At 31.9% G+C, this 21,442-nt stretch carries 15 protein-coding genes; 13 read left to right on the top strand and 2 right to left on the bottom strand.

Features of this window, described 5'->3' with window-relative positions; genetic code table 11:
• Positions 1 to 10 precede the first annotated feature (10 nt).
• Entirely contained in the window at positions 11 to 604 is a 594-nt protein-coding gene (locus ASC44_RS04400) for an acyl carrier protein phosphodiesterase (RefSeq protein WP_055446404.1), read from the bottom strand.
• A 125-nt stretch (positions 605 to 729) separates the two neighbouring features.
• Here ASC44_RS04400 and glmM point away from each other — a divergent pair, with 125 nt between their 5' ends.
• The 3 genes from glmM to ASC44_RS04385 all read left to right on the top strand — a co-directional run bounded on the left by glmM (position 730) and on the right by ASC44_RS04385 (position 4,168).
• Entirely contained in the window at positions 730 to 2,118 is a 1,389-nt protein-coding gene (glmM, locus tag ASC44_RS04395; RefSeq protein WP_055446403.1) for a phosphoglucosamine mutase, read from the top strand.
• 62 nt (positions 2,119 to 2,180) lie between these two features.
• Entirely contained in the window at positions 2,181 to 2,615 is a 435-nt protein-coding gene (locus tag ASC44_RS04390) for a hypothetical protein (protein ID WP_055446402.1), read from the top strand.
• Positions 2,616 to 2,668: 53 nt separating this feature from the next.
• Positions 2,669 to 4,168, top strand: coding sequence for an aminotransferase class V-fold PLP-dependent enzyme (locus tag ASC44_RS04385; protein ID WP_055446571.1), 1,500 nt, complete (start codon positions 2,669 to 2,671; stop codon positions 4,166 to 4,168).
• 110 nt (positions 4,169 to 4,278) lie between these two features.
• On the opposite strand, the gene ASC44_RS04380 is transcribed toward ASC44_RS04385, so the two are convergent.
• Positions 4,279 to 5,169 (bottom strand): lysophospholipid acyltransferase family protein, encoded by an 891-nt coding sequence (locus ASC44_RS04380; protein WP_055446401.1) that lies wholly within the window; start codon positions 5,167 to 5,169, stop codon positions 4,279 to 4,281.
• Positions 5,170 to 5,229: 60 nt separating this feature from the next.
• Here ASC44_RS04380 and ASC44_RS04375 point away from each other — a divergent pair, with 60 nt between their 5' ends.
• From ASC44_RS04375 to ASC44_RS04330, 10 genes are all read left to right on the top strand, one after another.
• The gene (locus tag ASC44_RS04375; RefSeq protein ID WP_055446400.1) at positions 5,230 to 5,868 is read left to right on the top strand and encodes a rhomboid family intramembrane serine protease; all 639 of its coding nucleotides are present in this window, start codon (positions 5,230 to 5,232) and stop codon (positions 5,866 to 5,868) included.
• Positions 5,869 to 5,872: 4 nt separating this feature from the next.
• Positions 5,873 to 7,267 carry a tRNA uridine-5-carboxymethylaminomethyl(34) synthesis GTPase MnmE gene (mnmE, locus tag ASC44_RS04370; RefSeq protein WP_055446399.1) on the top strand — a complete coding sequence of 465 codons (1,395 nt, stop codon included), beginning with the start codon at positions 5,873 to 5,875 and terminating at the stop codon, positions 7,265 to 7,267.
• A gap of 385 nt (positions 7,268 to 7,652) precedes the next feature.
• Positions 7,653 to 10,064: a type I restriction-modification system subunit M gene (locus tag ASC44_RS04365; RefSeq protein ID WP_055446398.1), complete on the top strand. Its 2,412-nt coding sequence runs from the start codon at positions 7,653 to 7,655 to the stop codon at positions 10,062 to 10,064.
• 2 nt (positions 10,065 to 10,066) lie between these two features.
• A complete protein-coding gene (locus ASC44_RS04360) occupies positions 10,067 to 11,056 on the top strand; it encodes a virulence RhuM family protein (RefSeq protein WP_055446397.1) in 990 nt (329 codons plus the stop codon).
• A 2-nt stretch (positions 11,057 to 11,058) separates the two neighbouring features.
• A complete protein-coding gene (locus ASC44_RS04355; protein WP_083476237.1) occupies positions 11,059 to 12,300 on the top strand; it encodes a restriction endonuclease subunit S in 1,242 nt (413 codons plus the stop codon).
• 2 nt (positions 12,301 to 12,302) lie between these two features.
• Positions 12,303 to 12,701, top strand: a complete 399-nt coding sequence (locus ASC44_RS04350; RefSeq protein WP_055446396.1) for a hypothetical protein — start codon at positions 12,303 to 12,305, stop codon at positions 12,699 to 12,701.
• Positions 12,688 to 13,353, top strand: a complete 666-nt coding sequence (locus tag ASC44_RS04345) for a hypothetical protein (RefSeq protein WP_055446395.1) — start codon at positions 12,688 to 12,690, stop codon at positions 13,351 to 13,353. The genes ASC44_RS04350 and ASC44_RS04345 overlap by 14 nt, the downstream gene beginning before the upstream one ends.
• A 140-nt stretch (positions 13,354 to 13,493) precedes the next feature.
• On the top strand, positions 13,494 to 16,478 hold the full coding sequence (locus tag ASC44_RS04340; RefSeq protein WP_161805003.1) for an NACHT domain-containing protein: 2,985 nt from the start codon (positions 13,494 to 13,496) through the stop codon (positions 16,476 to 16,478).
• A complete protein-coding gene (locus ASC44_RS04335) occupies positions 16,478 to 18,322 on the top strand; it encodes a DUF262 domain-containing protein (protein ID WP_169787490.1) in 1,845 nt (614 codons plus the stop codon). Before ASC44_RS04340 ends, ASC44_RS04335 begins: the two co-directional genes overlap by 1 nt.
• 4 nt (positions 18,323 to 18,326) lie before the next feature.
• Entirely contained in the window at positions 18,327 to 21,413 is a 3,087-nt protein-coding gene (locus tag ASC44_RS04330; RefSeq protein WP_055446569.1) for a type I restriction endonuclease subunit R, read from the top strand.
• Positions 21,414 to 21,442: the final 29 nt, after the last annotated feature.

The following is a 21,442-nucleotide window of genomic DNA, read 5'->3' as shown; positions in this document are numbered from 1 at the left end:
ACAGTTTCACTTATTTATTTTGAATGTCTTCTAATTTTTTAGCTGAAAAACGAATCAATTCATCAAAAAAGCGAGTGAATTCATCTTCAAATTCGTCATAGAATTCTTGTAATTCGTTTACGGCTAAATTCATTTGAGATCGGTTTTGTGTTCTTTTATTCATACCCACCAAAACCTTACCAATACCTTCAATTGTAGCATAGCTTAATAGCCAGTTGTCGGCAATCATATAAGGCATCATTTTCTGAATTCTAGCTGGTAGGACTTCAAAATTATCGTGCAAAGTATTGTAGAAATTATCTATGTATTCGGCTAAAGGCACATCAGAATAATGCTTCCAATTTTTAGCTAAAAAATGATCGTATAAAATATCGACAATCACGCCAGAATAATGTCCGTAGTTTTTATGAAGTCTTTTAGTACTTACTCTTACTGTTTTATGAGCGTCGGTAAACGTATCGATTTGGCGATGCAAAAGAATACCGGTTTGGATGTCTTTTGGGTATTTTTCATATTTTTTTCCACGAATACCATCTGCAATAAAATTACCAATGGTGATGTCTTCGTTGTTTCCTGATAGATATATGTGTGCGAGAAAATTCATATTTTTTTCCCATGAAAATGGGAATCTTTAAATTAGTTTGAATAAGACTGTCAATTTACAAAAACCGTTTTAAGAAATCTGCTTTTGAAATGGTATATTTGTAATTCAATTTTAAAATATAATTAATGACACTTATAAAATCTATTTCAGGAATTCGAGGAACTATTGGCGGAAACGTTGGTGAAAATTTAACACCAATTGATGCTGTAAAATTTGCAGCAGCTTACGGAACTTGGTTAAAATCGCAACGTGTAAAAGAAGATTATAGAGTTGTTGTTGGACGCGATGCTAGAATTTCTGGAGAAATGATTCAGAATTTAGTAATGAATACTTTAGTAGGTTTAGGTATTCATGTTATCGATTTAGATTTATCTACAACTCCCACAGTAGAAATTGCTGTGCCAATGGAGCATGCAGATGGTGGTATTATTTTAACTGCAAGTCACAATCCAAAACAATGGAATGCTTTAAAATTATTAAATGCTAAAGGTGAATTTTTAGATGCCGCAGAAGGTGCTAAAATTTTAGAAATAGCAGAAAGTGATGCTATGGAATTTGCAGATGTAGATAGTTTAGGAGAAATTACTAAAAATGATGCTTATATAGATATTCATATTGACGAAGTTTTAGAACTTGAATATGTAGATAAAGATGCTATTGAAAAAGCAAACTTTAAAGTGGTTGTTGATGGTGTAAATTCTACAGGAGGAATTGCTATTCCTTTATTATTAGAACGTTTAGGCGTTGAAGCTGTAAAATTATATTGCGATCCTACAGGAGAATTTCCTCATAATCCTGAACCATTAAAAGAGCATTTAACAGATTTATCTGCCGAAGTAATAAAGCATAATGCCGATTTTGGAATTGTAGTAGATCCAGATGTCGATAGATTGGCTTTTATGGATGAAAACGGTGAAATGTTTGGCGAAGAATATACATTAGTTGCTTGTGCAGATCACGTTTTAAGTAGAAATCCTGGAAATACAGTAAGTAACATGAGTTCTACTCGTGCGTTAAGAGATATTACCGAAAAACATGGTGGAACTTACGAAGCAAGTGCTGTTGGAGAAGTGAATGTTGTTACTTTAATGAAAAAAAATAACGCAGTAATTGGAGGAGAAGGTAATGGTGGTATTATTTATCCAGCCTCTCATTATGGTCGTGATGCTTTAGTTGGTGTGGCTTTATTTTTAACGATGTTAGCCGAGAAGAAAATAAGTGTTAGCGCATTACGTAAAACGTATACAAGCTATTTTATGAGTAAAAAGAAAATAGCCTTAACACCTCAAATTGATGTTGATGCTATTTTATTACAAATGGCCGATAAATATAAAGATGAAAACCTAAACACTGTTGATGGTGTTAAGATTGATTTTGCTGAAAATTGGGTACACTTAAGAAAAAGTAATACAGAACCAATTATTAGAATTTATACTGAAGCTTTATCACAAGAAATTGCAGACAATTTAGCTGATAAGATTATTGGTGAGATTAAAGTAATTGCTAATATTTAGTAGCTTTTGATTGCTTTCTGAAACTTTTTTGAACCTAATAAATAGAATTAAAAAATATAAAGATGAAAATAAAATTGAATATTAAAAGACACTTTTCAAATATATTAGCGGCTATTGTTATTTTTGCAGCGAGTTCTGAATTAGTTGCTCAAGAGAAAAAGCAAAACAATTTAAAAAGTTTTAAAGTTGTAATTGAAAAGACCGATAGCGGAATTAGAATGCAAAGTCTAAAAGGTAGCGCATGGATTGATTTAGAATTTAATTTTGAGGACGATGAAGTACAAGCAATTGATGAATACGGAATGACGACATTCGATAAAATAGCTTCGGAAAAAGATGCAAATCTAGCAGATTTTTTATTTACGATAACTCAAACTGAAAAAGGAATTGTTTTAAAAGGAATTGAAGGAACGGCTTGGACTGACTTAAGTTTTTACCTCAATAAATTGAACGAGAAACAGGTTATTGACCAATTTGGAATGTCAGAAGTGAATTAAAGGTTATGACTAAAACCTTTAACTATTATTAAGTTGCACAAAATTAAATGGCTATGATAACTACAAAAGAACCAAGAGAAAGACAATCTGAATTAGAACACTATTTTTCTCAATTTAGAAAGCATATTGTTGGAGTAGATCAAGAATTCGAATCGCCTTACGGAAGACAAAAAATTATTTATACAGATTGGACTGCCTCTGGTCGATTATACAGACCAATTGAAGATAAGATAGTCAATCAATTTGGACCTTTTGTAGCAAACACACATACAGAAACTACGGTTTCTGGTACTGCAATGACGAATGCATACCATAAAGCCAGAAACATAATTAAAGGTCACGTTAATACTAATGCAGACGATGTTTTAATTGTTTCAGGAAATGGAATGACAAGTGTGGTCAATAAATTTCAACGTATTTTAGGTTTAAAAGTACCAGAGAATATTGCTAAATATGCTAAAATACCAGACGAAATTCGTCCTGTAGTTTTTGTAACACATATGGAGCACCATTCTAACCATACCTCTTGGTTAGAAACTATGGCAAAAGTGGAAGTGATTCCTGCTGGAGACGATGGATTATTTAGTCTTGAAAACTTAGAAATACTATTAGAAAAATATAAAGACTGTACACTAAAAATAGCTTCGGTTATAGGAGGTAGTAATGTTACAGGTATCCAAACACCACACCACAAAATAGCAAAGCTAATGCACAAGCATGGAGGTGTTTGTTTTGTCGATTTTGCATGTTCTGCTCCTTATGTAGATATAGATATGCACCCAGAAAATGAAGATGAAGCTCTTGATGCTATTTTCTTTTCGCCTCATAAATTCTTGGGCGGACCAGGAACTTCTGGAGTATTGGTTTTTAATAAGAAATTATATAAAAATATGGTTCCCGATTGTCCAGGCGGAGGCACCGTTTCATGGACCAATCCTTGGGGAGAACACAAGTATATTGAAAGTATAGAAGATAGAGAAGATGGTGGGACGCCAGGTTTTCTGCAAACTATTAAAACAGCTTTGTCTATTAAGTTGAAAGAAAAAATGGGCGTAAAAAATATGCTCGACCGTGAACACGAATTATTACACCAAGTGTTTTCTAATTTAGACGGCGTTGATAATCTTAAAATATTAGCTAGTGACCATAAAGATCGTTTGGGTGTGGTCTCTTTTTATATTGAGGCACTACATTTTAATTTAGGAGTTAAAATTTTAAATGATCGTTTTGGAATACAAACACGTGGTGGTTGCAGTTGTGCAGGTACTTACGGTCATTATTTGTTACATGTAGATCAAGAGCAGTCTCACGATTTAATAAACGAAATCACTTTAGGAGACTTAATGCGTAAACCAGGTTGGATACGTATGTCTATACATCCTACAACAACTTGCGATGAAATAGATTACGTGTGCGAAAGTTTAATTGCTTTAGCCAAGAACCATAAAGAATGGGCTAAAGATTACGAGTATAATAAGGCGAATAACGAGTTTATACATAAAACGTATGTGCCTACTCAAGAATTGAGAGTAGACAGCTGGTTCGATATGTAATGCATTTTTAGGCATAAAAAAGGTTCAAGTAAATAGTAAATTTTAAAGCATAAAAAAAAGTCCAAATAGTTTTCTATTTGGATTTTTTTTTATTTTAAGACTTAATGTCTTTAAAGAAATTTAGCAGGCACTTTATCACGATGTTTCCAACGCTTGTGTGTCCATAAATAATATTCTGGTTGCTCTTTTATTTGTGCTTCAACAAACGCCTTAAAAACATCTGTAATTTCGTAATTACTAAACTCTTTTGGGTGTTCTGCAATAGTTTTAAAAGTCGTTTCGTAATACCCACGTTTTACTTTTCTAACATCAAAAAATACAACAGCCATATCTAGGTCTTTGGCTAGCATTTCGGCACCAGTGTAAAAAGGAACTTTAATACCCATAAAATCGTTCCAATGGTGTGCTTTATCTACTTTTGGAGATTGGTCGGCAACAAAACCAGTGATGCTTAATTCGCCACTTGCTTTTACATCTTTTAGTGTTTGTACAGTTTCTTTTGTAGTAATTAAATGGCTGTTGTAACGTGCACGAATACGCTTTACTAAACCATCAAAATATTTATTATTCAATCTTTTGTAAACTGCGAATCCTTTATGGCTTACGTAAGTTTGAAGGATGAAAATCCACTCCCAACTCGCATAGTGACCACACATTATAATAACGTCTCGTTTTTCTTTTTCTAATTTTTGAAGCACTTCAATATTAGTAAACGCATAACGTTTTTTCATTTGAGCTTCAGAAATCGACATAGATTTTATAGCCTCAACGACCATATCACATAAATGGTGATAGAACTTTTTAGTGATGGTATTTATTTCTTCCGAAGACTTATCAGGAAAAACTAATGTTAAGTTTTCTTGAACAACCTGCTTACGGTACCCGAAAACACGATAGATAAAAAGGTAAAGAAAATCTGAAAAGGCATACAATAATCTAAACGGAAGTATAGATACTAACCATAAAAATGGATAAATTAAAATGTAGGCTAATAATTGCATGAATTAGTTTTAAATTTGTAGCAGCAAATATATGCTATATTTAAAAAAATAGAATGCTCAATGGGTAATTTAAATGTTGTAACAATTGTATTAATAGTAGTTAATGTGTTATTTTCTATTAAAGGATTTAAGGATTTTAGTTTTTTTGAAAAATATAAATTTAATGTTGGAGCAATAAAAAGAGGAGAGAAAATAAGGATGTTGACTTCTGGGTTTTTACATGTAAATCCGCAGCATTTATTGTTTAATATGGTTACACTTTACTTTTTTGCTTACATCGTTATTGCCAAATTAGGAGAAGTTCAATTTGTTATTATCTATTTAGCGAGTTTAGTTGCTGGTAGCTTATTGTCTTTAGCGTTTAATAAAAACAACTACCACTATAGTGCCGTTGGAGCAAGTGGAGCAGTTATGGGTATTATTTATTCAGCAATACTTTTAGAACCTTATTACTTGAAAATTTATGGTATTATTCCTGGATGGCTATTTGGTATTGGGTATTTGTTGTATTCAATTTATGGAATGAAAAACAAAACAGATAACATTGGTCATGATGCACATTTTGGAGGAGCTGTAGGAGGTTATGTAATTACTTTAATATGTGCTCCAAGTTTAATCCAAACAGATTTAACAATGGTACTTGTATTAGCATTACCTATTGTTTTGTTATTTGTTATGAAAAAATTAGGTAAAATATAGTCTTATGAATTATAATAACGATACCATAGTTGCACTAGCAACAGCCTCTGGTGCTGGAGCAGTAGCAATAATAAGATTATCTGGAGAAGAAGCCATTACTATTGCAGATGCTAATTTTCAGTCTGTTAAAAAGAATAAATCACTTCTTACCCAAAAAACACATACCATCCATTTAGGACATATAATGGATGGGAAACGTACTATTGACGAGGTTTTGGTTTCCGTTTTTAAGAACCCAAACTCGTACACAGGAGAAAATGTAGTCGAAATTTCTTGTCATGGTTCTATATATATTCAGCAAGAAATTATTCAGTTATTTCTTAGGAATGGTTGCCGAATGGCAAATGCAGGAGAGTTTACTTTAAGAGCTTTTTTAAATGCAAAATTAGATTTAAGTCAGGCAGAAGCTGTGGCAGATCTAATTGCCAGTGATAACGAAGCCTCTCACCAAATAGCGATGCAACAAATGCGTGGTGGTTTTTCTAGTGAAATCGCAAAATTGCGCGAAGAATTAATGAATTTTGCTTCTTTAATTGAATTAGAATTAGATTTTGCTGAAGAAGATGTAGAATTTGCCGATAGAACCCAATTTAAAGAATTAATAGTACGTATAGAGTTTGTTTTAAAGCGTTTAATAGACAGTTTTGCTGTTGGAAACGTCATTAAAAACGGAATTCCTGTTGCTATTGTTGGTGAGCCTAATGTGGGTAAATCGACACTTTTAAACGCCCTTTTAAATGAAGAACGCGCTATTGTTAGTGATATAGCAGGTACTACTAGAGATACTATTGAAGACGAATTAGTTATTGAAGGAATAGGTTTTAGGTTTATTGATACTGCAGGAATTAGAGAAACAAAAGACGTTATAGAAAGTATTGGGATAAAAAAGACTTTCGAAAAAATGGAGCAAGCGCAAGTGGTTGTTTTATTGTTTTCTGCTGAAGAATTTAAAACTGAAAGTAAAAGATTAAAAGTAGAAATAGAGAAGATAAAAAACCGTTTTCCATTAAAGCCTTTAATAATAATCTCTAACAAAGTAGATACTTTAAATGAAGCTGAATTAAGTACATTAAAATCTCAGTTTGAAGAACTTCATTTATTATCTGCAAAAACAGGTGTTGGAGTAGAAGAACTTAAAGAAAAACTAATAGGTTTTGTTAATACAGGAGCACTTAGAAATAACGAAACCATAGTAACAAATACACGTCATTACGATTCACTTTTAAAAGCATTTCAAGAAATTAATAGCGTAAAATCTGGATTAGAAACTGGTATTTCGGGAGATTTATTAGCCATAGATGTAAGGCAGGCGTTGTATCATTTTGGAGAAATTACTGGAACGATAACAAGTGACGATTTGTTGGGTAATATTTTTGCGAATTTTTGCATCGGGAAGTAATTTTACTAACTAAATTAAATTTAAAATACTCTAAACCCTTATTAAATAAGGGTTTTTTTATGTGCGTGTTTCTCTTCAAAATTAGTTTTATGGTACAAATTAGGAGTTTTTTGTACCTCGTTTCTTTTTGAAGCTTAATTAATCGTTTTAAGTGTTTTTAAAAAGAAATATTTTATTCTGCACTTTTGTTTTGTAATTAAACACTTGTAAATCATCTGTTTATTTCTATTATGAAATTATAATAACTGTATTTTAAAAAAAAATAATCATATTTTGAGGTTTCCCGTAAGGTCAATTTTTAAAAAGGCTTTATATTTAAACTCTCCCTTTAAACATTGATTGCTTAGTATTAAACGAACAAACCAAAAAACACATTTATTTTTAAATGAATAAATCATCACATAACAAATTAGTATCCTTTATTTGGTCTATTGCAGACGATTGCCTTAGAGACGTTTACGTGCGTGGTAAATATAGAGACGTCATTTTACCAATGATTGTTTTACGTCGTTTAGACGCCCTTTTAGAACCAACAAAGGATGCCGTTTTAGAAGAATTAGCCTTTCAACGTGACGAAGCCAAGTTTACAGAGTGGGACGAAACAGGATTGCGTGAAGCTTCAGGCTACGTGTTTTATAATACTAGTAAATGGACGCTTCAAAAAATAAAAGATACCGCTACTAACAGCACACAAATACTACAAGGTAATTTTGAAGACTACCTAAATGGTTTCAGTCCTAATGTGAAGGAAATTATTGGCAAGTTTAAATTACGTAATCAAGTAGCACACATGGCGAGTAAAGATGTGTTGTTAGATGTATTAGAAAAATTCACATCCTCAAACATCAACCTAACACCTTTTGAAAAACTAGATCCAGACGGTAGAAAATTACCAGCCTTGTCTAATTTAGGAATGGGTTATGTGTTTGAAGAATTAATTCGAAAATTCAACGAAGAAAATAACGAAGAAGCTGGAGAGCATTTTACACCTCGTGAGGTGATTGATTTAATGACACACATTATCTTCGATCCCATAAAAGACAACTTACCACCAGTAATGACCATTTACGATCCTGCTTGTGGTTCTGGAGGAATGCTAACCGAAGGTCAAAACTTTATTAAAGATGAAGCAGGCGAAATTAAAGCAACAGGAGACGTCTACCTTTTCGGAAAAGAAATAAACGACGAGACCTACGCCATTTGTAAGTCGGATATGATGATTAAAGGAAACAATCCTGAAAACATCAGAGTAGGTTCTACCTTATCTACAGACGAGTTTGCAGGTAAATCGTTTGATTTTATGCTATCCAATCCGCCGTATGGTAAATCTTGGAGCAGCGAACAAAAATATATCAAGGATGGAAAAGACGTTATCGACCCACGTTTTAAAATTCAAAACACTAACTATTTTAATGTTTTAGAAGATGTAGATGCCATTCCGCGTTCTTCAGATGGGCAATTACTATTTCTTATGGAAATGGTAAATAAAATGAAACCCTTAAACCAAAGTAGCACTGGTACACGTATTGCATCTGTACATAATGGTAGTAGCCTTTTTACAGGAGATGCTGGAGGAGGCGAAAGCAATATACGACGTCATATTATAGAAAACGATTGGTTAGAAGCCATTGTGCAATTACCAAATAACTTATTTTATAATACAGGAATTACCACGTATATCTGGATTTTAAGCAACAACAAAACCGCCAACCGAAAAGGAAAAGTACAATTAATTGATGCAGGACAACTATACCAAAAATTACGTAAAAATTTAGGAAACAAAAACTGCGAGTTCTCACCAGAGCACATTACAGAGATTGTAAAAACGTACACAGACATGAGCGTTGCAGAACGCGAAGCAGAACAAGGTATTGCAGCACAAGTGTTTGATAATACAGACTTTGGCTATTATAAAGCGACTATAGAAAGACCAAAACGTTTAAAAGCACAGTTTACTACAGAACGTATAGAAACCTTACGTTACGATAAGTCTTTAAACGAAGCCATGCAATACGCCTATGATACCTTTGGAGATAGTGTGTACACCAACATAAAACAATACGAAAAGGAGTTATTAGATTGGGCAGAAAAAGAAGAGTTAAATCTATCGTCTGCTAACAAAACCAAACTTTGCAAACAAGATACTTGGAAAAAGCATTTGCGTTTAGTAACCAATGCAAAAGCCCTACAAAATGTCTTTGGCGATAAATTGTACACCAATTTTAACGACTTTAAACAAGAAGTAGACGCCGAAGTAAAAGCACAAAAACTAGATATTTCTGCAAGTGATAAGAAAGCCATTTTAAATGCCGTAAGTTGGTATGATGCTGAAGCCGATAAAGTAATTAAAAAAGTAGAAAAATTATCTGGCGATAAATTAACCAAACTTTTAGCGCATTTAGATTGCGAAGCAAAAGACTTACCAGACTTTGGGTACTATTCAAATGGTTACCTAAAATGTCACACTGAGCGCAGTCGAAGTGCTAAAGAAGAAGAATCTTTAAAGTCTCTTAAAAAAGGAGAATACATAACCTACGAAACCGAAAGCGACCTAAGAGATACTGAAAACGTCCCACTTAAAGACAACATACACGCATACTTTTTACGCGAAGTAAAACCACACGTTAACGAAGCTTGGATAAACCTAGACGCTACAAAAATTGGTTACGAAATTAGTTTTAACAAATACTTTTACAAGCACACACCTTTACGTAGTATAGAAGATGTTACTAAAGATATTTTAGATTTAGAAAGCAAAAGTGATGGTTTAATTGCCGAAATTTTAAACTTGGTGTAACAATGGCTTCAGAACTAATTATATACCAAACCGAAGACGGCGAAACCAAAATACAAACGCGATTAGAAAACGAAACCGTTTGGCTAACCCAAGCACAAATGGCAACCTTGTTCGGGAAAGCAAAATCTACCATTAGCGAACATATTAAAAATGTATTTGAAGACCTTGAATTAGAGCAAGATTCAGCTGTTCGGAATTTCCGAACAACTGCGGCAGATGGGAAAAATTATGATACCAATTATTACAACCTAGATGTAATTATCTCAGTTGGGTATCGTGTAAAAAGTGTACAAGGTACTAAGTTTAGACAATGGGCAACCGCACGTTTGCGAGAGTACATTGTAAAAGGTTTTACCATGAACGACGACTTGCTAAAAGAAGCAGGTGGTGGTAATTATTTTGAAGAACTTTTAGCACGTATTCGTGACATACGCTCTTCAGAAAAAGTGTTTTGGCGCAAAGTATTAGACATTTATGCCACCAGTGTAGATTACGACCCGAAAGCAGATACCTCTCAACTATTTTTTAAAATCATACAAAATAAAATGCATTGGGCAGCACATGGGCAAACCGCAGCCGAAGTTGTCTATAGCCGAATAGATGCTGCAAAACCATTTTTAGGTTTAACCACTTTTAAAGGTGAAAAACCGACCAAACAAGAAGTTGGTGTAGCTAAAAATTATTTAAATGAAGACGAGTTAAATGTGCTCAACCGAATGGTAACTGCCTATTTAGAAGTTGCAGAACTGCAAGCACTAAACCGTAAACCGATGACTATGAAAGATTGGTTGCAACGTGCAGACGATTTTTTAAGTTTAACAGGAAACGATATTTTAACACACGCAGGAACCGTTAGCCACAAACAAGCACTTGAAAAAGCAAACGATACTTATTTAGAATATAAAGAACAAACTAAAAATGAGTTGTCTAAAGCAGAAAATGATTTTATTGCTCATTTAGACCAAACCCAAAAACAGCTAAAAAAGAAATAATGATGATGAAAGAAACAGCTGTAGAGAAGAATATGAAACGTTACGAATCATATAAAGACTCTGGTGTGGAATGGTTAGGTGAAATTCCTGAGCATTGGGAAGTAAGACCAGGTTTCACAATCTTAACCGAAAGTAAAAAGAAAAACACAGGTTTTATTGAAGATACAGTTCTATCGTTAAGCTATGGGAATGTTATTGTAAAACCCAAAGAAAAACTAACAGGATTAGTTCCTGAATCTTTTGAAACATATCAATTAGTAGAGCCTGGAGATATAATAATTAGACCTACAGATTTACAAAATGATAAAACAAGTTTAAGAACTGGTTTAGCTAAAAATGAAGGTATAATTACAAGTGCATATATCAATTTAAGAGTAAATAAGAAAAATGATAACTCTTTTTATCATTACTATTTATATACAATCGATATAAACAAAGTTATTTATGGGCTTGGTTCTGGATTAAGACAGAATATAAGTTTTGAAGATTTTAAACGATTTCCGTTTCCACTTCCACCAATAACAGAACAAACCAAAATAGCACAATTTTTAGACGATAAAACGACCAAAATAGACGAAGCTATTGCTATAAAACAGCAACAAATACAACTGCTTAAAGAACGCAAACAAATACTCATACACAAAGCAGTAACACAAGGTTTAAACCCAAATGTAACACTAAAAGATTCTGGTATGGAGTGGATTGGTGAGATACCTGTGGGTTGGGAGGTGAAGCGGTTGAAACATTGTTTAAATATTAATAATGGTTCAGATTACAAACACATTCAAACTGATGAAGGTTATCCTGTTATTGGTTCTGGAGGTCAATTTGCATATGCTTCTGATTATATGTATGATGGAGAAGTCGTTTTATTAGGTAGAAAAGGTACAATTGACAAACCACTTTATTTTAAAGGTAAGTTTTGGGCTGTAGACACAATGTTTTATGCTAATGCCAAAAATGGAAACATAGTGAAGTTTTTATATTATTTAGCAACAACATTACCTTTTAGTTTTTACAGTACTGCAACTGCATTACCTAGTATGACGCAAGGTGATTTGAATAATCATCCGATTTCTCGTCCACCAATTGATGAACAAAACAAGATTGTTGAGTATATCGAAAATGGTACTCAAAAAATAGAAACCGCCATTAGCTTAAAACAGCAAGAAATTGAGAAGTTAAAGGAGTATAAGAGTAGTTTAATAAATGGGGTTGTAACTGGTAAGGTAAAGGTGTGTTAGATATGATTAAAAATATTGTGAAAGAAATGTGGGATTTATTCGTTTTAGCTATAAAATGGCTGTTTCGTGCAAAAATTCTTTATAAAGTTACTGGTTTTGCTTGTATAACTTACATTATTGTGGAGCTAAATAATGTAGATATACCAACAGCAGCAGAACCAAATTATACAAAAATTGGAGAAAAATATGGTGAGCCAACAAAGGTGTTATCTGGTTGGCTGGTAGATAAGTTTGGAGGTGGCATAAATTATATCGGTATTGCTATTGCTTTCATAATTTTAATTTCATGCCTTCTAATTGAATTTGGAATTTTAAAACCTCAAAAAATAATAAACGCCAAGAATATCTTTTCTGGTTGGTTTACAATTAATATTCAAACTAACCATTATGACAAAGAATAGTAATGTTTTTTCAGGTTGGTTTCAGGTAAATATTATAAATAATTTTAAAATATTTAGAAAGCCATATAAAATAACAGATGAATGGTTTGGAGAGTTAGATGCAAAACATTATTCTTCTGAGTTTACTTCTAAATACAATGAAAATCTATTTGTAGATCAAGATCAAGATGCAGGTCAAGCCTTAATAAATGAAATACTTTTAAATGAAACTCATTTCGGTTATTTATCCAATGAACTAAGAATACTTAACGATTGGATTGAAGGTTTTATTAAAGAATATAAAAATCTTAAGAGTCTATTAGACATAGAGAATATTAAAATAAACAAGAGTTCAAAACAATACACTCAACTTGAGTTTTTATTGAAAAACTCTAACAACTTATTAAGATATATTAAGTTGAATAATCTAATTATAGGTTCAGATAAAATAATACTTCCACTTAAATTAAATAAAATAGACAATAAGAGTCTTAAAGTTTCAGAAGGATTCAGTTTTCAAAAACTTATTGAATATAATCAAGAATATCGTTTTATAGAACAAGAACCATCCGATAGTTTTTCTGTTGTCATTGTTTTTAGAAGATTATCTCAAATAGTTACTCAAATTGCAAGTGTTAATAGATTAATTGAACAAAAAAAAGTAATTCATTAAAATTTATTCATGGAAATGCAGGAATGGGTAAATCTAATTTTTCAGCATTCGTATATAATAAATTAAAAAAAGATGATAAACCTGTAATAATTATTAGTGGTAAATCTTTTAACGGAGATCCAGATAGTTTTGATGAAATTTTGATGAATAATCTTATGATACCTGATAATTACAGGTTAGAAGATGTTTTAAAAAGGCTTAATAAATACGCTAAGAAGAATAGTACTCGTGTAACTTTAATTTTTGATGGTTTAAATGAAACTAGTTATGCACATGATGGTTTTAGTCAATTATGGATTAATAGTTTAGACTCTTTTGTTGAGGCTCTAAAATCATTTCCATATTTATATTTAGTAGCAACATTGCGTACTTCATATATTCCTAGAGTTTGGACAGATAACAATTTACCTTATAGTCAGATTGAACTTAATGGTTTTGATGGAGATAAATTAAATGTACTAATACATAATTATTTTACTGAATATAAAATAAATACCGATATTGTAATAGAATCTGATAAATTCTATTTCAAAACACCTTTGTTTCTTGATTTATATTGCCAAATGTTAAATGGCGATAAATCAAATATTGTTGATCCCTTGCTGGGTTTAGAAGGCTTTACACAAGTATTTGACAAGTACGTATCTAATTTAGAAAATAAAATATTTCAAAAATTAAATCTTCCAACTATCGATCAAATTACTGATGGAATAGCTCTTGTTTCTCAAGCAATGCTAAATGAGGTAAAAGCTTTTGTTCCTAAAATGGAATTTCTTGAAAAAATGCAAGGGAAGTTTATTGATAACATAGTTGGCTCTATTGGTTATGAAATTTTACAAGAATACTTAATTTATTTAGATGAGAATAAAGATAATAGAGATGTTATAGTACATACTCAGCAAGAAGTTGGAGGCTATTTATTAGCGTATAAATTAATAGATGATTTTGGGACTGTTGATGCTGTTGTAAAATCACAGTTTTTCCTTGATTTTATTTTAGGTAATTCTGGATCATACCACAATTTAAAAGACGATATATTAAAATTTTTAATAGCTAAAAGTGATGTTAGCTCTTTATTATATTCAGATTACATGGATCTCGATGTTATTAAAAAATTCACTTTACTTAATTTACAGAGATCTAAACCATCAGATAAAAATCAAGAGTTAATTTCGTTGCTTAAGCAAACTGAATTTTCAGTAAAAGAAATTAGAACATTAATAAATGATACTTCAATTACATTTTATGATTTAAAATCGAATATAAATTTCCTATTCATTAGGGACGTTTTGTTAAAGCATTCAAGTTATGATTTAGATTTTACATGGACACTTCATGTTTATAATAATTATTATAATTTTAGTGAGTTCTTAGTGCACTTTATCAATAAACCAGAAGAATTAGAGGGTAATGAAAATGACACCATAATTTTAGAAACTGCAATTTGGTTATCAGAAACTACAATAAGAGACCTTAGAGATAAAAGTACTCGCTTTTTATTACAATATTTTTCAAGTTACCCAACCTTAGTATTGCCTACAATTAATAAATACTCTAGTACAAATCGCGTATATATTCAAGAGCGTTTAGCACTTGTTTGTTATGGTGTATGTTTACGTTTGCAAAATAATGAGGCATTTGTTAAAAATAATTTGAATGAAATAGCGCCTTTTTTATATGATCTTCAATTTTCAGAAAAGCCCGTTAATCCTTCATATAATTATATAGTTATAGATTCTTATAAACATATTATTGATCTTGCAATTTTAAAAGGAGTCTTTGAATTGGATGAATCTAATTTAAAGCGTTTAGCTGAATATGAATTTGTTAAAACCGATTGGTTTGAAATAAATCAAGAGGATATTAATGCAATAAGTAATTCTATTAGTTGGCAGTCTAGTCCAAATCCAGATCCACTGTCTGGAGACTTTGTTCATTATACTATTCCTCGACTCAGTAGGCAAAATCATGAAGCTACAAGCCAACATACAGCACATATTTATAAAGAGATTAAAAGATTAGGTTATATAACAGATGCAGATGGATTAGCAGATAGAGAGCAATCGTTTTATAATGGATCTAGTCTGTTAGGTAGTAGAATAAAAGTAGATAGATTGGGTAAAAAATACTCATGGATTGCATATTTCAATTATGCAGGTTATTTATTAGGACATAAAGAACTAGGTATTTGGTCTGAAAAAGATTCATCATATGAGAAGCATTTTCAGAGATTAAGTGATACAGAAATTGAACCAAGTTATGATGTCAATATTACAATAGATGAAAGAATTATTAAAACTGATTTTTTTGTTAATCGTACTTTAGAGAAAGGTGATTGGGTAAATGAGGCTAACTATGAAGTATTAAATAATATTTATGAAAGAGAAGATTATACTCTCTTATCAGCATTTATTGATCAAAAACTAGACGAAAAATACAAAACTAGGTCTTGGATAGAGGTAAAATCATTTTTTGTTAATAAAGACCAAGTTCTTGAACATATTTCGGGAATAGAAAATAGAGATTTTGATTGGGATCATGATCTTCACGGAGGAGGTTCGTTATCAAAAGTTTATTTTGGTGAATTATATTGGGCAGATACTGTTCCTAGTTTAAATAAGAGTACTCATAGTATACCACTTGAAGGTACTAAAGAAATCACTAGGGAGATTAGTTCCTTTGAAGTGAGGGAATCTGGTGAATTCAATTTTGAAGATGTAGGCAAAGAAGTAACTATAACAGTTAATGATAATTGTTATTTTGAATACGAACAAACACTAATGGATTTTCTCTGGGAATCAGATTCCGAACAAATACCAACATTGAGCTGTGAAATCCCTTCACCAAATATAGGTAAATATTTAAAACTTACTATAGATTCTGCTAAAACCAAAATTTTAGATTCTAATTTAGATTTATGTTTTAAAGAGTATTTATCGAAAAACGATTTAAACTCTGAAAATTTTCATTATTTCAGAACAGATTTATTACAAAAATATCTTTCAGAAACTAATCAACTTTTGATGTATCAAATTAAACAACACACATATGATCAAGCAACAGATAAACATTCTGAACATTTTAGAGGAATGCAGTTTGTTTTTTCACAACTAAATAGAGAATAATGAGCAAAATAGAAAATAAGATTGAAGCTTCAGATGAAAACATTAATGATTTATTAAAAGATAAAAAATTCTACATTGATTATTTTCAACGTGAATACCGTTGGCAAGAAAAACATATAGTTACGCTTATTGAGGATTTGACTACTACTTTTTTAAAGTCCTATAAGATTGATGATTCTAGAGCAGAGGTTGCAAATTATCAAAGTTATTATTTGGGACCAGTGGTGTTTAGTAATTCGCAAGCAGGAAAAGATTCAATTATTGATGGTCAGCAACGAATAACGTCTATTACATTATTTTTGATTTATTTAAACAATCTACAAAGTGACCATCCTTCTAAAGTTGCAATTGAAAATCTAGTGTTCTCAGAAAAATACGGTGAAAAGTCATTTAACATGACCGATGAAGATCGGCAAGAAGTATTAAAGGCGTTATATGAAAAAGGAGAATATGATGCAAGCAAAACTGAAGATGAGACAACTATTAATATCAATGAGCGCTATAAAGATATAGATAATGTATTTCCAGAAGAATTAACTGGGGATGCTTTGCCATATTTTATTGATTGGTTTATTGGTAATGTTATAATAGTAAAAATAACAGCCTATTCAGATGAAAATGCCTACACTATTTTTGAGACAATGAATGATAGGGGGATGAATCTGACTCCTACAGAAATGCTAAAGGGTTATGTGCTTTCCAGGATAAAGGATAAAAAACAACGTAGTGAGATAAATGAAATTTGGAAAGATAAAATATGGAATTTACATCAATACGATACAGGCGCTGATATTGGCTTTTTTCAGGCTTGGTTTAGAGGGAAATATGCTGTTAGTATGAGACAAGCAAAAGCAGGGGCAGAAAATGAAGATTTCGAACTAATAGGAACTAGATTTCACAACTGGTTTAAAGAAAATCACGAGTCACTTTTCAACTTAAAAACTTCTGATGACTTCTATTCATTTTTTAAGAATCAATTTGTTTTTATGATTGATTGGTACATGAAATTTTGGGATTCTATGGCAGAATTTAATGATAATTGTCCTCATGTATTTTATATAAACCGTTGGGGTATTGCACCATCACTTCAAGATAGTTTGCTTTTAGCTACGTTAAAACACACAGATAGTGATAGTGTTGTATTAAGTAAGCTCGATGCTGTTGCTCGTTTTATCGAAACTTATACGGTGCGACGAGGTGTGAATTATAGAAAATTTAGCTCATCATCAATTCGTTACACATTTTTCAATATAATAAAGTCAATTAGAGATGCCGACCTTGATGTTTTGAAAGATAAACTTTTAGAAGAAATTGAATCATTACCCGAGAGTTTTTCAAATATTACAAATTTCTCAATGCATCAACAAAATAGGAGATTTGTTAAGCATTTATTATCTAGAATTACAGGTTTCATAGATCAAGAGGTAGGTAGACCTACTAATTATGTATCGTATCAAGAACCTAAGGGTAAGAAGTTTGAAATCGAACATTTATGGGGTAATAAATTTAATAGACATAAGGATGAATTTGAACAGGAAAACGATTTTATACATTGGAGAAATTCTATAGGTGCATTAATTTTACTTCCTAATGGTATTAATCAATCTTTTAGTAGTGATATCTATGAGGATAAATTGGATCATTATATTAAAGAAAATGCTTATGCGCAGACCTTACATCCAGAATTTTACAAGAAAAACCCAAATTTTTTAAATTCACAAATTTTGGGAGACGTAGGTTTTAAGTATCATGAACAATTGAAGAAAAATGATATAGTAGAAAGAGCGAAAATGGTTGAACAACTTTGCTATAAAATATGGGCAAAATCTTATTATAAAAATTAATTTTATGCATAGCCAAACAAAAGAAAAAGACTTAGAAGCTGCAATTGAAAAAATACTCACAGGTTCTTGTTTAGAAGATATAAAAAAACAAGGTCTATCTATTAATGCAGTTAACGAAAATGCAGAAATCTACAGAACAGGAAAAGGCTATTATATTGGTCAAGCTAATAATTTTAATGCGCAATTTGCTATAGATGCCCAGTTCTTTTGGTCTTTTTTAGAAAGTACTCAAAAAGAAGAATTAGAAAAGTTGCAAAAGCAAAGCGATTGGAAATTAAAAATTCTAAATCGCTATGATCGTTTGGTTAAAAAATATGGTATTCTGTACTTGCTTAAGAAAGGCTTACAAGTAGATGATGCCAACTTTACGTTGTTTTATCAATTACCATTAGCAAGTAGTAGCCAAAGTATAAAAGACAGGTTTGAACAAAACCGTTTTAGTGTAACAAGACAATTACGCTATTCTATAGACAACCCAAGAGAAGAAATAGATTTGGTCTTATTTATTAACGGTTTGCCAATTGTTACCATGGAATTAAAAAACCAATGGACAGGTCAAAATGCAAGAGTACATGGACAACATCAATATAAAACCCAACGCGACACCAAACAACCCTTATTAAACTTTGCACGTTGTGTGGTTCATTTTGCGGTAGACACAGACGAAGCCTATATGACTACAAAGTTAGACGGAAAGAAAACATTTTTTCTACCATTTAACAAAGGAAACAAACACGGAAAAGGAAATCCAGAATTAGCAAAAGGAGAAACTGGCCATAGAACCAATTATTTATGGAATGAAGTTTTCACGAGAGAAAGTCTAGCAAATATCATTCAGCATTTTGTGCGTTTAGATGGTAAAAAGAAAGATCCTTTACAAACCAAGACGTTATTTTTTCCGCGTTACCATCAAATGGATGTGGTGCGTAAAATTATAGAAGATGCCAGTAAAAAAGGAGTAGGGCAAACGTATTTAGTACAGCATTCAGCAGGTTCTGGTAAATCAAATTCAATTACTTGGGCAGCATATCAACTTATAGAAACCTATCCTGAAGATGAAAATGTTCCTGGTAATAGAGGTATAGAACAGCCACTTTTCGATTCTGTAATTGTGGTTACAGACAGACGTTTATTAGATAAACAGATACGAGAAAATATCGCCAGTTTTTCAGAAATAAAAAATATTATTGCGCCTGCATATTCTTCTAAAGAATTAAGAGCGAGTTTAGAGCAAGGCAAAAAGATAATTATTACTACCATTCAAAAATTCCCATTCATTATAGATGGTATAGCAGATTTAAGCGACAAGCGTTTTGCGGTGATTATTGATGAAGCGCACTCTAGTCAAAGTGGATCTGCTCATGATAGCATGAATACCGCTATGGGACAGCAAGCTAATGAAGATGATGAATTGGATGCGCAAGATAAAATTGTGGCAGCCATGCAATCGCGTAAAATGCGATTAAATTCAAAGGATAAAAATGGAGGTAATGCAAGTTACTTAGCGTTTACAGCAACACCAAAACCAATTACTTTAGAGAAATTTGGAATACCTAAATCAGAAGGAACTGGAAAAGACGTATTTCACTTATACTCGATGAAACAAGCCATTGAAGAAGGCTTTATTTTAGATGTGTTAGCGAATTATACCACCTTAAAAAGTTACTACGAAATAGAAAAGTCTATAGAAGACAATCCGTTGTTTGACAGTACTAAAGCACAGAAAAAATTACGAGCTTATGTAGAACAGCATCAAGAAACCATACAAACCAAAGCCGATATTATTTTAGATCATTTTATTCCGAATATCGTGAATAAGAAAAAGCTTAAAGGGAAGGCTAAAGCGATGGTTATTACCCAAAGTATAGAATCTGCAATACGTTATTATAAAGCATTGCAAAACATACTTAAAGATAAAGGGCATCCGTTTAAAATAGCCATTGCCTTTTCTGGCACTAAAAAAGTGGATGGGATAGAATATACTGAAGCCGAAATGAATGGCTTTGCAGAAAAAGACACCAAAGATAAATTTGATAAAGACGACTACAGAATATTAGTAGTTGCAAACAAATACCTAACAGGTTTTGATCAGCCTAAACTTTGCGCTATGTATGTGGATAAAAAACTACAAGGCGTTTTGGCTGTGCAAGCTTTATCCCGTTTAAATAGAGCGGCTACAAAATTAGCAAAGAAAACAGAAGATGTGTTTGTGTTGGATTTCTTTAATTCTACAGCGGATATAAAAGCATCATTCGATCCATTTTACACAGCAACGTCATTAAGTGAAGCTACAGATGTAAATGTGCTACATGAATTAAAAGAAGTGTTAGATGATGTTGGTGTTTACGAGTGGAGTGAAGTAGAGGACTTTAATGAGAAGTTTTTTAATAAAGAAGATGCCCAAGTTTTAAGCCCAATTATAGAACGCGCTGCAGAACGTTTTGTTAACGAATTAGAGTTAGAAGATGATGACAAAGCCGATTTTAAAATTAAAGCAAAACAATTCGTAAAAATCTACGGACAAATGGCTGCCATTATGCCTTTTGAAATCTTAGAATGGGAAAAGCTATTTTGGTTTTTAAAGTTTTTAGTACCTAAATTACCTGTAAGACCTGACGACATCGACGGCTTAGATGAATTATTAGAGTCTATTGATTTATCTACTTATGGTTTAGAGCGCGTGCGCTTAAACGAGTCTATAGGTTTGGATGATACCGAAAGTGAAGTAGATCCTCAAAATCCAAACCCAAGAGGTGCACATGGAGGTGAAGAGGAGCATGATCCTTTAGATTTAATTATTCAGTCGTTTAATGAACGTTGGTTTCAAGGTTGGGAAGCTACACCAGAAGATCAACGCGTAAAATTTATAGGGTTAACAAAGTCTATTCAAGCACATCCAGATTTTCAACCTAAAGTTCTTGAGAATTCTGATGAACAAAATAAGAATTTAGCATTTCAGAAAATACTAGATGAGGTAATGTCTAAACAGCGTAAACAAGAGTTAGACTTGTATAGATTGTACGCTAAGGATGATGCTTTTAAAACAGCGTTTTTTGATACCATGAAGCGTATGGCTAGTGCAGGTAAATAGGAGTTTAAGAATGAAAAGATATAAGTAAA

This window comes from Lacinutrix mariniflava (assembly GCF_001418015.1).
GTDB classification, from domain to species: Bacteria; Bacteroidota; Bacteroidia; order Flavobacteriales; family Flavobacteriaceae; genus Lacinutrix; species Lacinutrix mariniflava.
Note: the sequence above shows the minus strand (reverse complement) of the source record. Positions and strands in the feature narration are given on the sequence as shown.

Coding starts and splice junctions, on each gene's coding strand:
- ASC44_RS04400 (WP_055446404.1), bottom strand. CDS start 604: ATGAATTTTCTCGCACACATATATCTATCAGGAAACAACGAAGACATC.
- glmM (WP_055446403.1), top strand. CDS start 730: ATGACACTTATAAAATCTATTTCAGGAATTCGAGGAACTATTGGCGGA.
- ASC44_RS04390 (WP_055446402.1), top strand. CDS start 2,181: ATGAAAATAAAATTGAATATTAAAAGACACTTTTCAAATATATTAGCG.
- ASC44_RS04385 (WP_055446571.1), top strand. CDS start 2,669: ATGATAACTACAAAAGAACCAAGAGAAAGACAATCTGAATTAGAACAC.
- ASC44_RS04380 (WP_055446401.1), bottom strand. CDS start 5,169: ATGCAATTATTAGCCTACATTTTAATTTATCCATTTTTATGGTTAGTA.
- ASC44_RS04375 (WP_055446400.1), top strand. CDS start 5,230: ATGGGTAATTTAAATGTTGTAACAATTGTATTAATAGTAGTTAATGTG.
- mnmE (WP_055446399.1), top strand. CDS start 5,873: ATGAATTATAATAACGATACCATAGTTGCACTAGCAACAGCCTCTGGT.
- ASC44_RS04365 (WP_055446398.1), top strand. CDS start 7,653: ATGAATAAATCATCACATAACAAATTAGTATCCTTTATTTGGTCTATT.
- ASC44_RS04360 (WP_055446397.1), top strand. CDS start 10,067: ATGGCTTCAGAACTAATTATATACCAAACCGAAGACGGCGAAACCAAA.
- ASC44_RS04355 (WP_083476237.1), top strand. CDS start 11,059: ATGATGAAAGAAACAGCTGTAGAGAAGAATATGAAACGTTACGAATCA.
- ASC44_RS04350 (WP_055446396.1), top strand. CDS start 12,303: ATGATTAAAAATATTGTGAAAGAAATGTGGGATTTATTCGTTTTAGCT.
- ASC44_RS04345 (WP_055446395.1), top strand. CDS start 12,688: ATGACAAAGAATAGTAATGTTTTTTCAGGTTGGTTTCAGGTAAATATT.
- ASC44_RS04335 (WP_169787490.1), top strand. CDS start 16,478: ATGAGCAAAATAGAAAATAAGATTGAAGCTTCAGATGAAAACATTAAT.
- ASC44_RS04330 (WP_055446569.1), top strand. CDS start 18,327: ATGCATAGCCAAACAAAAGAAAAAGACTTAGAAGCTGCAATTGAAAAA.